Source organism: Sphingomonas panaciterrae (assembly GCF_036890205.1).
GTDB lineage: Bacteria > Pseudomonadota > Alphaproteobacteria > Sphingomonadales > Sphingomonadaceae > Sphingomonas > Sphingomonas panaciterrae.
The window spans coordinates 1-12,267 of record NZ_JAKNQR010000005.1 but is presented as its reverse complement, the minus strand read 5'-3'; the positions used below and the strand labels follow the sequence as shown (position 1 = coordinate 12,267).

The following is a 12,267-nucleotide window of genomic DNA, read 5'->3' as shown; positions in this document are numbered from 1 at the left end:
TGGAGCTTAGACGCGAAGAGAAAGGTTCATCGTCCCATGCCCTATCCGGTCGATCAACTTGCCGCGCTCGCCAAAGCGAATGTCGGCCTGATGCTGAAGCTCGCCGAAGTCGCCCGGAAAGGTGGCGAAGAGTCGCTCGAGGTCGGCAACCGCGCCGCCGGCCGCTTCGCCGAAGAGGCGCGTGCCTCGATTGCGGGCGCGACGGACAAGACGTCGGACGCCGGCGCGGTCAGCCCGGCCGGACCGCGGGCACTGTTCGAGGACATGGCCACGGTCCGCGAGCATATGATTGCCGGCACAAGATCGGCGTTCGAGGAATGGCAGCAGGCCTGGCAGGCCGTCGCGAGCGCTCCGACGGCTCCCGGGGCGCTGGATGCCTTTGCTGCCATTGTCGGACCATGGTTCGGGCAGAAAAGCCCGGGCGACGGCGAGAAGCAGGCCACCAGCGACAAATAGGATAGCCCCCGATCGCGGCGAGCCGCCCTAGCCGAGCAGGTGCTGACCGCCATCGACCGGAATGATCGTACCGGTGATATGGCGGCCGGCATCGCTCACCAGGAAGGCGGCGAGCCCTCCGACATCCTCGATGGTCACGAGCTGGTGCTGCGGGACCGTCGCCGCGGCCCGTTCGAGCAGCTCGTCGAAGCGGTCGATGCCGCTGGCAGCGCGGGTCGCGATCGGGCCTGGCGAGATCGCATGGGCGCGAATGCCCTTGGGGCCAAGCTCAGCCGCGACATAGCGGGTCGCGCTTTCGAGGGCCGCTTTGACCGGCCCCATCAGGTTGTAGTGCTCGACCACCCGCTCCGACCCGTAGAAGGTGACGCACAGCAGGCAGCCGCCATCCGACATCAGCGGCTCGGCGAGACGCGCCATGCGCAGGAAGCTGTGGCACGAGACGTCCATCGCCAGCGCGAGGCCTTCGGCCGAGCTGTCGACGACGCGGCCGTGCAAATCCTCGTTCGGCGCGAAAGCGATCGAATGAAGCAGGAAATCGAGGCCGCCTTATTCGGACTTCACCCGCTCGAACAGGGCCTCCAGTTCGCCCGGCACCCGGACATCGCACGCGGCGAGCCATTCGACTCCCAGGGTCTCCGCGACGGGCGCCACGAGCGGCTCGGCCTTTCCGTTGAGATAGGTCGCCGCCAGTCTCGCGCCACAGTCGTGGAAGGCCTGGGCGCAGCCCGCCGCGATGCTCTGCGCGTTGGCGATGCCGATCACCAGGCCGCGCTTGCCAGTAAGATCGACGAGAGGTTTCATGGTTTCGGCTCCTCACGCAGAAGATCGGCGGTGTGGATGGCGATCATCCACTCCTCGTCGGTCGGGATGATGCGCACCGTGACACGGCTGAACGGCGCGCTGATGACCGACGCTCCGCGGAGATTCGCGTCCGTGTCGAGCGCCACGCCGAGCCAGCGGAGCCGATCGGCGACGCGGGCGCGGATTTCAGGCGCATTCTCGCCGATCCCGGCGGTAAACACGAAGCTATCGAGCCCCCCGAGCGAGGATGCGAGGGCGCCAGCCTGGCGCGCGATCTGCCAGACGAAGAGGTCGATCGCTTCCCCAGCGGCGGGCGTTTCGCTGCCGAGAAGCGCGCGCATGTCGCTCGATGTGCCGGACACGCCCAAAAGGCCGGACTCACTGTAGAGGAGATGCTCGACTTCGCGCGCCGTCATGCCCCTCTGCTGGAGAAGATAGAGCACCGCGCCCGGGTCGAGCGCTCCGCACCGCGTGCCCATCACCAATCCGTCGAGTGCGGTGAACCCCATCGTCGTGTCGATGCTGCGCCCCCCGTCCATCGCACAGAGGCTGGCCCCGTTGCCGAGATGCGCGGCGATCGTGCGGCCACCGCCTGTATCGGGATCGATCAAACGCAGCTGCCGCGCGATATATTCGTAGGAGATGCCGTGAAAGCCGTAGCGCCGCATGCCCTCTTCGCCAAGCGCGCGCGGCAGCGCGAGGCGCGTCGCAACCGGGGGCTGGCCATGATGGAAGCCGGTGTCGAAGCAGGCGACTTGCAGCAGAGCGGGGCGCAGCCTGGAGACGGCGCGGACCGCGGCGAGATTATGGGGCTGATGCAATGGCGCCAGTGGGCAAAGCGCCTCGAGTGCGGCGAGGAGTGGCGCGTCGACCCGCGCCGGCGCTGAATAGTCGGCGCCCCCATGAACGATCCGATGTCCTACCGCGATCAGATCCTCGCCGACCGAAGCTTCGATCTCCCGCAGCAAATCCTTGAGCAGCGTCTCATGCGTGATCGTGACGTCTTTCGTCCAGCGCCGGTCGGCAAGGACATCCCCCTTCGCATCGCGCGCGATCAGGTGCGGCTCAAGGCCGATATTCTCGATCTTGCCGCTCGCCAGCAAAGAGGGCTCATCAGTGCCCGGCTCGGCGTAGAGCGCGAACTTAAGGCTCGACGAACCGGCGTTGAGGCACAGGATTTCAGCCATCGCGGCGCTGTCCCGCAACGCCGGGAGACGCCTTGGTTGCAGCCCGCGCCAGCAGCACCGCGAGCGCGCAGGAGGCGAGGCGCGTGCGCACGCTGTCTGCCCGGCTGGTGAGGATAATCGGAACGCGCCCGCCGAGCACCACGCCTGCGGCATCGGCGCCGCCCAGGAAGGTCAGCTGCTTTGCGAGCATGTTGCCGGCCTCCAGATTGGGCACCAGCAGGATGTCCGCCCGGCCGGCGACCGGCGAGACGATACTTTTGTCGCGCACGGCCGCCTCGCTGATCGCATTATCGAGGGCGAGCGGTCCATCGAGCAGCGCGCCTTCGATCTGGCCCCGGTCCGCCATCTTGCAGAGCGCCGCGGCATCCAATGTGGTGCGCATCCTTGGATTGACCGTCTCGACGGCGGCGAGGATCGCGACCCTGGGTTGTTCGATCCCGATCACATGGGCAAGGTCGATCGCGTTGCGCGCGATGTCGGCCTTGTCCTCAAGCGTCGGCTCGATGTTAATCGCGGCGTCGGTGATGATGAGCGGGCGCGGATAGCCGGGCACATCCATCACATAGGCGTGGCTGATCCTGCGTTCGGTCCGAAGGCCCATGTCGGACGATACGACCGCGCCCATGAGCTCGTCGGTATGAAGCGAACCCTTCATCAGCAGCGCGGCTTCGCCGGCCCGTACGCGCGCGACGGCTTCGGCGGCGGCGGCGTGGCTGTGCGGGACCCCGATCACCCGGAAGGCGGCAATATCGACACCGGCGTCCTTCGCCGCATTCGTCATACGCGCCGCAGGTCCGATGAGAATTGGAACGACGATGCCGGCGTCGGCGGCCTCAGCCACCGCGCGCATGGCGTCGGCGCTGCACGGATGGACCACGGCCGTGACGCACGCGGATCCGTCCTTGGCGCGCTCCATCAACTGGCGGAAGCGGTCGTGGCTGGCGATCCGCACGTCGGGAAGCGGCATGCGGGGCCGGCTGACTTTCTCGGTGGGCGCCTTGACCTCGGCCTGGCCGCTGATGGCGGTCTCGCCCTTTTGGTTCACGCAGGCGCAGTCGAGAACGATGACATGATGCTCGGCGCGCTTCTGCGCGACGGTGACGCAGGCCGTGATGGTGTCGCCGACGCCCACCGGGCGGGTGAAGCGAAGCGATTGGCCGAGATAGATCGCACCGGGCCCTGGCAGCTCGGTTCCCAGGATCGCCGAGATGAGCCCCGCGCCCCACATGCCATGAGCGATGACCCTGTGGAACATGTCCGTTTCGGCATAGACAGGGTCGAGATGCGCCGGATTCACGTCGCCTGACACCGCCGCGAAGAGCTGGATGTCGTCGGCGGTCAGCGTGCGGGTGAGGCTGGCCGTGTCGCCGACGGCGATCTCGTCGAACGTGCGGTTCTCGATGAGGTTGGCGGTGGCCATGGCTCAGCGCTCCAGCACGTAGCGCCCGGGGGCATCACCGAGCGGCGGATAGTTCCGTTCGGGCGCGCCCATCGACGGTGGGGCGGCCGCCTTGCCCGAGTGCGATCCAAGCCATGAACTCCATTCCGGCCACCACGACCCTTCGCGCAGCTCGGCCCGCTCCAGCCAGGTATCGGGACCTGGCGCCGGGCCATCCTGCATCCGTGTCGCGACGCGAAAGTGGCGATGAGGATGCCCGGGCTCGGAGACGATCCCGGCATTGTGGCCACCGCTCGTCAGCACGAAGCGGATCTCCGCGCCCGTCAGCATGTGGAGCTTGTGGGTCGAGCGCCACGGCGCGACGTGGTCGGTTTCCGTGCCCACCATGAAGATCGGCATGCGCAGCCCCGAGAGCGAGACCGGGTGGCCGCCGGCCTCGTAGCGCCCTTCGGCCAAGTCATTGTCGAGGAACAAGCGCCGCAGATATTGCGCGTGCATGGCATAGGGCATGCGGGTGCCGTCGGCATTCCATGCAATGAGGTCGGTCATCGGCTCGCGCTCGCCCATGAGATAAGTCGAGAGGATGCGCGACCAGACCAGATCGTTGGATCGCAGCATCTGGAAGGCGCCGCCCATCTGACTGCTGTCGAGAAAGCCGCGCGCCCACATCATCGCATCGATCAGGTTGATTTCCGCCTCGTCGATGAACAGGCCAAGTTCGCCCGGCTCGCTAAACTCGGTCTGGGCGGCGAACAGCGTGACGCTCGCCAGACGCTTATCTTCATCGCGCGCCATCGCGGCCGCGGTGATGGCGAGCAGCGTGCCGCCGATACAATAGCCGGCCGCGTGGATCTTCTCGGTGCCGGTAATCGCCTGGATGACATCCACGGCGGCCATCGGCCCAAGCAGGCGATAATCCTCCATGTCGAGATCGCGGTCGGCGCTGTCGGGATTGTGCCAGGAGATGCAGAACACGGTGTAGCCCTGCCCTACCAGCCAGCGGATGAGCGAATTTTCCGGGGAGAGGTCGAGGATGTAATATTTCATGATCCATGCCGGCACGATCAGTATCGGCTCCGGACGCACCGTCTCGGTTGCGGGCGCATATTGGATCAGTTCCATGACCCTGTTGCGAAACACGACCTTGCCAGCCGTGGCTGCGACCTTCTCGCCGACCCGATAGGCCTCCGTGCCCGCTGCGGGCTCCCCGCGTACCAGGCGTTCCAGGTCGTCGCAAAAAAATCGCGCACCCTCGACAAGGCATTGTCCTCCGGTTTCGAGGATGCGCTGCTGGAGCACGGGGTTGGTCGGGATGAAATTGGTCGGGGACACCATGTCGAGCATCTGGCGGGTCGCGAACTCGACGATCGCTTCGTGGTGCCCGGTGACGCCGCTCACGCCGGTCGTCGCGGCATGCCACCATTGCTGCTGGAGCAGGAAGGCCTGCTCGATCAGGTCGAACGGATGGCGCTTCCAGGCTGCGTCGGCGAAGCGCCGATCCTGGGGCAGCGGATCGATCGCCGGCTCGTGATCGCTGCCGGATGCGCTGCGCATGGCATAGTCGGCGAGCCGCATCAGCTTGCGCCCGCCCTTGGCGGCGAGCTGCAGCTGCCTGCCTGGCGAGCAGAGAATGTGCGTCCACCAGTCGGAAAAAGACTGCGCCAAAGTGGCGGGCGACTGGCCTGAAGTCAGCTGCGCGATGGCGGCGAAGCTCGACCGATCCAGCGTCGTGGCCAGACCGTCCAACGGGTCAGGGATATTGCTTCGACTCTGCACATTTTCGCTCCTGCTGCGGTGCAACAAGCCCTGAAGCGCAGGAAGCCTCTGCGCACTCCGTAGTCCTACGGAGGGATTGCCTCGCATATGCCAGCCCCAGAAGTCAGAGCTCAGCACGACATTGCTGTATGAAAAGCGGCCAAATACGATCAGGAGGCTCAGTGCGGTCGCACGGGCGAGCCAGCTATCCCGCCGAACCAGTCCCGCAATACCGGCGAAAGGGTCTGCGGGTTGCCGCCGATATGGCGAAGATCCTCCGCCAGCAGTGGCGGGCGGACTGCGAGGAAATATATCGCGAGGCCCGTCGTGAGAATGCCAAGTGCGATCAGCACCCCGGCCGCCAGAGCGGGTCTGGTCCGAGAGGCGGCCGGCGCTAACATTTTCTGTCGAGACTCAGTTCGGCGATGATGGGACAATCTGGCCGCTCGTCGCCATGACAGCGCTCGGCGAGATCGACGAGGGTCTCGCGCAGGGTCGTCAGCGCTTCGGCCTTGCGCTGCAATTCCTCCGCCCGCGCCAACGCGACCCGCTTTACATCGGCGCTGCTGCGGCCCGTGTCGGCCCACAGGCCGAGCAGGGTCCGGATCTCCTCGATCGGAAAACCGAGATCGCGGGCATTGGCGATGAACCGCAGGCGATGGAGGTCACTCTCGCCATAGTCGCGATAACCCGCTCCCCGGCGCGGCGGCGCCGGGATGAGGCCGATCTTCTCATAATGGCGGATCATCCGCTCCGAGACCCCGCTTTGCTTCGACGCCTCCCCGATGTTCACAGCGCTTTCCGGTTGAGGCGCAGCGCGTTGGTGACCACGCTGACCGAGGAGAGCGCCATGGCGGCGGCCGCGATGATCGGCGAGAGCAGGATGCCGAACAGCGGATAGAGCGCGCCCGCCGCCACCGGCACCCCGGCGACATTGTAGATGAAGGCGAAGACCAGGTTCTGGCGGATGTTGGACATGGTCGCCTGGCTCAGCCGCCGTGCCCGCACGATGCCCATGAGATCGCCCTTGAGCAGCGTCACGCCCGCGCTCTCGATCGCGACGTCGGTGCCCGAGCCCATGGCAATACCGACATCGGCGGCAGCCAGTGCGGGGGCGTCGTTGACCCCGTCGCCGGCCATCGCCACCACGCGCCCCTCGCTTTTCAACCGCGCGACGACGGCACTCTTCTGGTCGGGCAGTACCTCGGCTTCGACATCGTCAATGCCGAGCCGCCTTGCCACCGCCTCTGCTGTGGTGCGGTTGTCGCCGGTCAACATCACCACGCGAATGCCTTCGGCCTTGAGTGCGGCCAGGGCCTCCGGCGTCGTCTGCTTCACGGGATCGGCGATTGCAAAGGCGCCGCCGACGGTGCCGTCGACGCCGATGAAGATCGCGGTGGCGCCATCCCGGCGCAGGGCGTCGGCCTGCTCCGCCAGCGCGTCGGTTGCTATGCCCTCTTCCGAGAGGAACCGCGCATTACCGAGCACGATCCGGCGGCCGTCGACGGTGCCGAGCGCGCCGCGTCCGGTGGGGGAATCGAAGTCGGTGACGTCGCTCGTGGGGATGCCGCGATCCTTGGCGGCCTCGACGATCGCCAGCGCGAGCGGATGCTCGGAGGCCCGCTCGACCGAGGCGGCAAGCCGCAGCAGTTCGGCTTCGTCGAAGCCGGGCGCCGGCACGATCTGGGTGACGGCAGGCCGGCCTTCGGTCAGCGTGCCGGTCTTGTCGACGACGAGCGTGTCGACTTTTTCCATATGCTCGAGCGCTTCGGCATTCTTGATGAGGACGCCGAGCCCGGCGCCGCGGCCAACCCCGACCATGATCGACATCGGCGTGGCGAGACCCAGTGCGCAGGGACAGGCGATGATCAGCACGGCGACCGCCGCAACCAGCCCGTAGGCGAAGCGCGGCTCGGGGCCCCAGATGCCCCAGGCGATGAACGCGACCACCGCGACCGCGATGACCACGGGCACGAACCAGCCCGACACCTGATCGGCCATGCGCTGGATCGGCGCGCGCGAGCGCTGCGCCTCGGCGACCATCTGGACGATGCGCGCCAGCATGGTGTCTCGGCCAACCTTGTCGGCGACGATAACGAGCGCGCCGGTCTGGTTGAGCGTGCCGCCGATCACCGTGTCGGCCTTGGCCTTGGTGACGGGCATGGACTCACCGGTGACCATCGACTCGTCGAGCGAGGAACGGCCGTCCTCGACCACGCCATCGACCGGCACCTTCTCGCCGGGACGCACACGCAGGCGGTCGCCGACCACAACGAGATCGAGGCTGATTTCCTCTTCACTGCCATCGGAGCCGATCCGGCGCGCGGTCTTTGGCGCAAGGTTAAGCAGCGCCTTGATCGCGCCCGAGGTCCGCTCGCGCGCGCGCAGTTCGAGCATCTGGCCGAGCAGCACGAGGACAGTGATCACCGCGGCCGCCTCGAAATAGACGGCAACCATGCCGTCCTCTCCGCGGAAGGCGGGCGGGAACAGCTGGGGCGCGAGCGTCGCGACGACGCTGTAGATCCAGGCGACCCCGGTCCCCATCGCGATCAGGGTGAACATGTTGAGGTTGCGGGTCTTGAGCGAGGCCCAGCCACGCTCGAAGAAGGGCCAGCCCGCCCAGAGCACGACGGGTGTCGCCAGCACGAACTGGATCCATACCGAGATCGACATCGGCACGAGGCGATGGATCGCGGGAAAGAGATGCGCGCCCATCTCGAGGATCAGCACCGGGAGGGCCAGCATCAGGCCGACCCGGAAGCGCCGTGTGAAATCGACCAGCTCATGGCTGGGGCCGCTGTCGGCAGTCACGGTCGCGGGCTCGAGCGCCATGCCGCAGATCGGACAGGATCCGGGATGGTCCTGCCGGATCTCTGGATGCATCGGGCAGGTCCAGATCGTGCCTTCGGGCGCCGCGACCGGCGGCGCTGGCGGGCCGAGATAGCGCTCGGGATCGGCGATGAATTTGGTCCGGCAGCCCGCGCTACAGAAATGATAGCGTTCACCGCCATGCTCGGCTTGATGCGCCGTGGTCGCCGGGTCGACGGTCATGCCGCAGACCGGGTCCTTGACGCCGGTCGCCGCTTTCGCGGCGCTGTGGCCGCCGCAGCAACCGCCGCCATGCGCCGCTCCATGTGTCTCGTTCATCGCCTTGCTCCTTTCGACGCCTGACGATCTAGGGTCTGACACCGTGTCAGGGTCAATACGTAATCGCCTAAGCGGACAAATCGGCGGGCCCGTTCGCCTGGCCGCCATCAGCCAAGGTCATTGGCAACCGTAAGGCCGTGGTCCTGCGCCGGTCGATGCGCCGTAAACAAGTCGATCGCGCCGGTGATGGTCAAAAGCCGAAACGTCTCGGCCACATGCCTGAAGCCGGCCGCCGCGATCAGGCCGGGGAGCACGCCGTCGGCATTGGGCCGGGTATCATCGATGCCATCGAGCCGCTGCACGGTCAGGCGGAAGGCAAGCCGCATGAAACCCTGCTGGCGGCCATAATCGGCGATCACCAGGCGCCCACCCGGGCGCAGCATGGCGAACATGGCGCGCAGGGTTGCCGCCTTCTCCCTGACCGGCATCTGATGCAGCACGAGACTCGACACGACAGCGTCGGCGGTACCCGGGGCCACGTCCCTGGCAAATCCCTGACGCCAGTCGATATCGGCCCGCCGCACAGCGGCCTTGTGCCGCGCGATGTCGAGCGCCTCGGCATCGGGATCGAGACCGATCACCTGCGTCCTGGGCTCGGCTTGCTTGAGCATCAGCGCGAAGCTGCCGGTGCCACAGCCGACGTCGACGACCGTCTCACCGGCTTTGGGCGCCAGGGCGGCGAGCATGGCGGCACGCCACCGCTTCTCCCGCGTCCACAGGCGGATCGCGCGATCATAGTCTTTCGTCGATCCGGTCCCGAGCGGCGGGGTGTAGGATTGCATTGGCTTCTCCCAACGCGAGGCGTCCGAAACGATAAGCTACATCGACATGGGCGGCGATAGTGTCCCCAGCCAGGCGACGAGCCCGAGAATGACGATCGCAAGACCGCCTTCGACGACGAGGCTCGCGCGCAGCAGCGCCTGCGCCCGTGGCGCGTCCTCTTCCTCGATCGCCTGCGCAAGTGCCGGGGTCAGGCGATAACGGTTGAGCGCGGCCAGGCCCAGCATGCCGGCGAACAGCAGCAGCTTGGCGATGAGCAGCAGGCCGTAGGTCGACTGCCCGAGCGAGGCGATGTTGCCCGGACCGACGAGGAACCAGCCGTTCACCGTCCCGGTCAGGATCAGCAGGGCGACGATGATCGTGCCGACGAGGGAGAAGCCCCGCAACGCTTCCTCGGCGAGCGTGACCCGGTCCATGTCTTGAGCGGCGAGATCGTCGGTTGCGAGCCTGGGAAGTACCAGCGCGAGGAATGCGGCAAGCGCGCCGACCCAGGCGCCGGCGGCGAGCAGATGGATGAGATCGGCCCCCAGTTGCAGCCAGCCCGCCTCGCCTTCGCCAGCCGCGCCATGCCCACTCCAGGCGAGGGTCGCGAGTGCGACCGCGCCTGCCAGAGTGGAGGCGATGAAGGCAGGACGGGATTGCCGGCGATAGAAGGGGATGGAGAGCAGAAGAACGAGGAGCGCGACGAGGCGCGCCTTCAGCGCCGTTCCCATGGACGTGCCGTTGAACAGCTCTGCGACCATGGAAAGATCAGGCTGGGTGAGCGGCAGCCCGGTCATGGCCGCTGCCTGCAACGCGAACCCCAGCGCCGACAGCAGGAGGGCGAGACAGGCGAGACCGGCCACCATTGCTACCATCGGCAGATGCCGCTGTACCATCCGGCCGCCGCCGGGCGCATAGAGCGCGAACAGCGGCAGGCCGAACAACAGGCCGAGATCGACGTAGAGCGCCCAGCGGACGGCGACGAGTGCCACGTCGTTCATGGCGTCACTTGACGGTAAAGGCGAGATTGCCCTGGATGCGGTGCGTGTCGGTCGAGACGACGTGCCAGGCGACCTGATAGCTGCCCGCCATGAGCGGCTTGGCGAGCGTCAGCACGAGCGTCTTGTCGCCTTCGACGGACGTCTTGAAGCCGGTTACCGCCATGCGGTGGTTGGGCATGCCGGGCATGCCGGTCATCACGATCTCGGCGCCCGACAGCTTCGGCATCAGACCTTCACTGAAGGTGAGCGTTATACGCGACGGCGCCGGGACGCTGGCGTTGGCGGCGGGCGTCGAGGACACGAGCTTGGGATGGGCGTAGGCCGGAGCCGAAACACTCAGGCCGACGGCGGCGATGGCTGCGAGCGGCGAAAAGAAGCGCATTTGGACATTCTCCTGTCAGTGACATGAGAGAATACGCAGCCGCGACCTGCACCCCTCGCACTTTTCTTTTTGTTCCCGGACAAGGGTTGCCGGACCATCCTGCTTATTGAGAAGTGAAGACGGAGAAACATCATGGACCACCTCGACGACATGCTCAGCCGGTTGCGGGAAGCGCCGCTCGATCCCCGGCTTGCCGGGCTGGACAGCCGCGTCATGGCCGAGATCGCCCGGCTCCAGGCCATGCCCCGCCTGAGCGCCACGACATTCGGTATCGCCGCGGCAGCAGCCTTGTTCCTGGGAATTGCCGGCTCGGCCGTGCCTGTGCGGTCGACCGAAGCCGGGCCGATATCGCCCTTTGACGCGCGGCTCGCGCTCGCTCCTTCGACGCTGCTGAGTTCACAATGATGCGCGACCGCCGGCTCCTGCTCCTCGTCCTGCTGACCTTTGCCGCGGCGATCGCCGGTGTGGTCATCGGCCGCGTCTATGTGGTTCCGGTGCGCCCGGTCGAAAATGAGTTGCACGACCTGCTCCATCGCGATCTGAAGCTGGACACCGCGCAACATAGCCGTCTCGAGACGATCGAGAAGAACTATGCGATCCGGCGTCAGGCACTGGAGGCCGAACTGCGCGCCGATAACGCGCGGCTCGCCGAGGCGATCGAGGCGGAGCATGGCTATGGTCCTCGGGTTGCAGGGGCGGTGGATCGCTCGCACCAGGCGATGGGCGCGCTGCAGAAGGAAACACTCGAGCATATCTTCGCGATGCGGGCCGTGCTGCGCCCGGATCAGACGGACAAGTTCGACGACGCCGTGGTGAAAGCGCTGACGGCCAAGTCCAAATGACCGCGTGCCTCCCCGACTGCTCGGACGGGGAGCTCGCGGCTCTGGCGCTTGGAGGCCGGCAAGCGGCCTATGGCGAGCTGGTCCGCCGGCATCAGGGCTGGGTGCACCGCCTCGTGCGCAGCCATGTCGGGAACCGCGACGAAGCGCTCGACGTGACCCAGGCGAGCTTCGTCGCCGCCTTCGCCGCACTCAACCGCTATGACGCTGCGCGACCTTTTCCGGTCTCGATGTCGCGGATCGTCATCAACAAATGCCATGACTGGCGCCGCCGCCGCGCGGTCCGCAACTTCTTCTCCCACGCGCTGGCGCTGGGGGAAGCCGAACATGTCGTCGACGAGGCGCCACTACCCGACCAGGCGATCGGCGCCGAGCAGCAGCTGGCAGAGGCCATGAAAGCGATCGCCGCCCTGCCCGCATCGCTCAAGGACACGCTCGTCTTGCGGACGATCGATGAGAAATCGGAAGCCGAAACCGCCGAGATTCTCGGCATCTCCTGTAAACGCTCGCGCTAAATGGCGGCGTTCTGATCGCGCTA

The 12,267-nt window shown here is 66.7% G+C and carries 12 protein-coding genes and 1 pseudogene; 4 read left to right on the top strand and 9 right to left on the bottom strand.

Annotation, left to right across the window (positions count from 1 at the left end):
• Positions 1-90: 90 nt before the first annotated feature.
• Positions 91-456, top strand: coding sequence for a hypothetical protein (locus L8F96_RS13000; protein ID WP_125964309.1), 366 nt, complete (start codon positions 91-93; stop codon positions 454-456).
• 27 nt (positions 457-483) lie between these two features.
• On the opposite strand, the pseudogene fabI reads toward L8F96_RS13000, so the two are convergent.
• From fabI to copC, 9 genes and pseudogenes are all read right to left on the bottom strand, one after another.
• Positions 484-1,257 (bottom strand): annotated as a pseudogene (fabI, locus tag L8F96_RS12995) (enoyl-ACP reductase FabI).
• Positions 1,254-2,444 (bottom strand): acetate/propionate family kinase, encoded by a 1,191-nt coding sequence (locus tag L8F96_RS12990; protein WP_007406370.1) that lies wholly within the window; start codon positions 2,442-2,444, stop codon positions 1,254-1,256. The pseudogene fabI and the gene L8F96_RS12990 overlap by 4 nt, the downstream one beginning before the upstream one ends.
• Entirely contained in the window at positions 2,437-3,864 is a 1,428-nt protein-coding gene (locus L8F96_RS12985; protein ID WP_046408694.1) for a bifunctional enoyl-CoA hydratase/phosphate acetyltransferase, read from the bottom strand. The genes L8F96_RS12990 and L8F96_RS12985 overlap by 8 nt, the downstream gene beginning before the upstream one ends.
• 3 nt (positions 3,865-3,867) lie before the next feature.
• Positions 3,868-5,589 (bottom strand): PHA/PHB synthase family protein, encoded by a 1,722-nt coding sequence (locus L8F96_RS12980; RefSeq protein ID WP_046408692.1) that lies wholly within the window; start codon positions 5,587-5,589, stop codon positions 3,868-3,870.
• A 403-nt stretch (positions 5,590-5,992) separates the two neighbouring features.
• The gene (cueR, locus tag L8F96_RS12975) at positions 5,993-6,391 is read right to left on the bottom strand and encodes a Cu(I)-responsive transcriptional regulator (RefSeq protein ID WP_007406402.1); all 399 of its coding nucleotides are present in this window, start codon (positions 6,389-6,391) and stop codon (positions 5,993-5,995) included.
• The gene (locus tag L8F96_RS12970) at positions 6,388-8,745 is read right to left on the bottom strand and encodes a heavy metal translocating P-type ATPase (protein WP_046408691.1); all 2,358 of its coding nucleotides are present in this window, start codon (positions 8,743-8,745) and stop codon (positions 6,388-6,390) included. The genes cueR and L8F96_RS12970 overlap by 4 nt, the downstream gene beginning before the upstream one ends.
• A 107-nt stretch (positions 8,746-8,852) precedes the next feature.
• Positions 8,853-9,527 carry a class I SAM-dependent methyltransferase gene (locus L8F96_RS12965; RefSeq protein WP_017501308.1) on the bottom strand — a complete coding sequence of 225 codons (675 nt, stop codon included), beginning with the start codon at positions 9,525-9,527 and terminating at the stop codon, positions 8,853-8,855.
• A 36-nt stretch (positions 9,528-9,563) separates the two neighbouring features.
• A complete protein-coding gene (copD, locus tag L8F96_RS12960) occupies positions 9,564-10,508 on the bottom strand; it encodes a copper homeostasis membrane protein CopD (RefSeq protein WP_007406374.1) in 945 nt (314 codons plus the stop codon).
• Between the two features lie 4 nt (positions 10,509-10,512).
• The gene (gene copC / locus L8F96_RS12955) at positions 10,513-10,890 is read right to left on the bottom strand and encodes a copper homeostasis periplasmic binding protein CopC (protein ID WP_007406420.1); all 378 of its coding nucleotides are present in this window, start codon (positions 10,888-10,890) and stop codon (positions 10,513-10,515) included.
• A gap of 132 nt (positions 10,891-11,022) precedes the next feature.
• Between copC and L8F96_RS12950 the strand changes: the two genes are divergently transcribed.
• Genes L8F96_RS12950 through L8F96_RS12940 form a run of 3 tightly spaced genes read left to right on the top strand, consistent with a single transcriptional unit; the run spans position 11,023 to position 12,244 of the window.
• Positions 11,023-11,295 carry a hypothetical protein gene (locus L8F96_RS12950; RefSeq protein ID WP_007406394.1) on the top strand — a complete coding sequence of 91 codons (273 nt, stop codon included), beginning with the start codon at positions 11,023-11,025 and terminating at the stop codon, positions 11,293-11,295.
• Positions 11,295-11,732 (top strand): periplasmic heavy metal sensor, encoded by a 438-nt coding sequence (locus L8F96_RS12945; protein ID WP_025550099.1) that lies wholly within the window; start codon positions 11,295-11,297, stop codon positions 11,730-11,732. Before L8F96_RS12950 ends, L8F96_RS12945 begins: the two co-directional genes overlap by 1 nt.
• A complete protein-coding gene (locus tag L8F96_RS12940) occupies positions 11,729-12,244 on the top strand; it encodes an RNA polymerase sigma factor (protein ID WP_334656244.1) in 516 nt (171 codons plus the stop codon). The genes L8F96_RS12945 and L8F96_RS12940 overlap by 4 nt, the downstream gene beginning before the upstream one ends.
• Positions 12,245-12,267 lie beyond the last annotated feature (23 nt).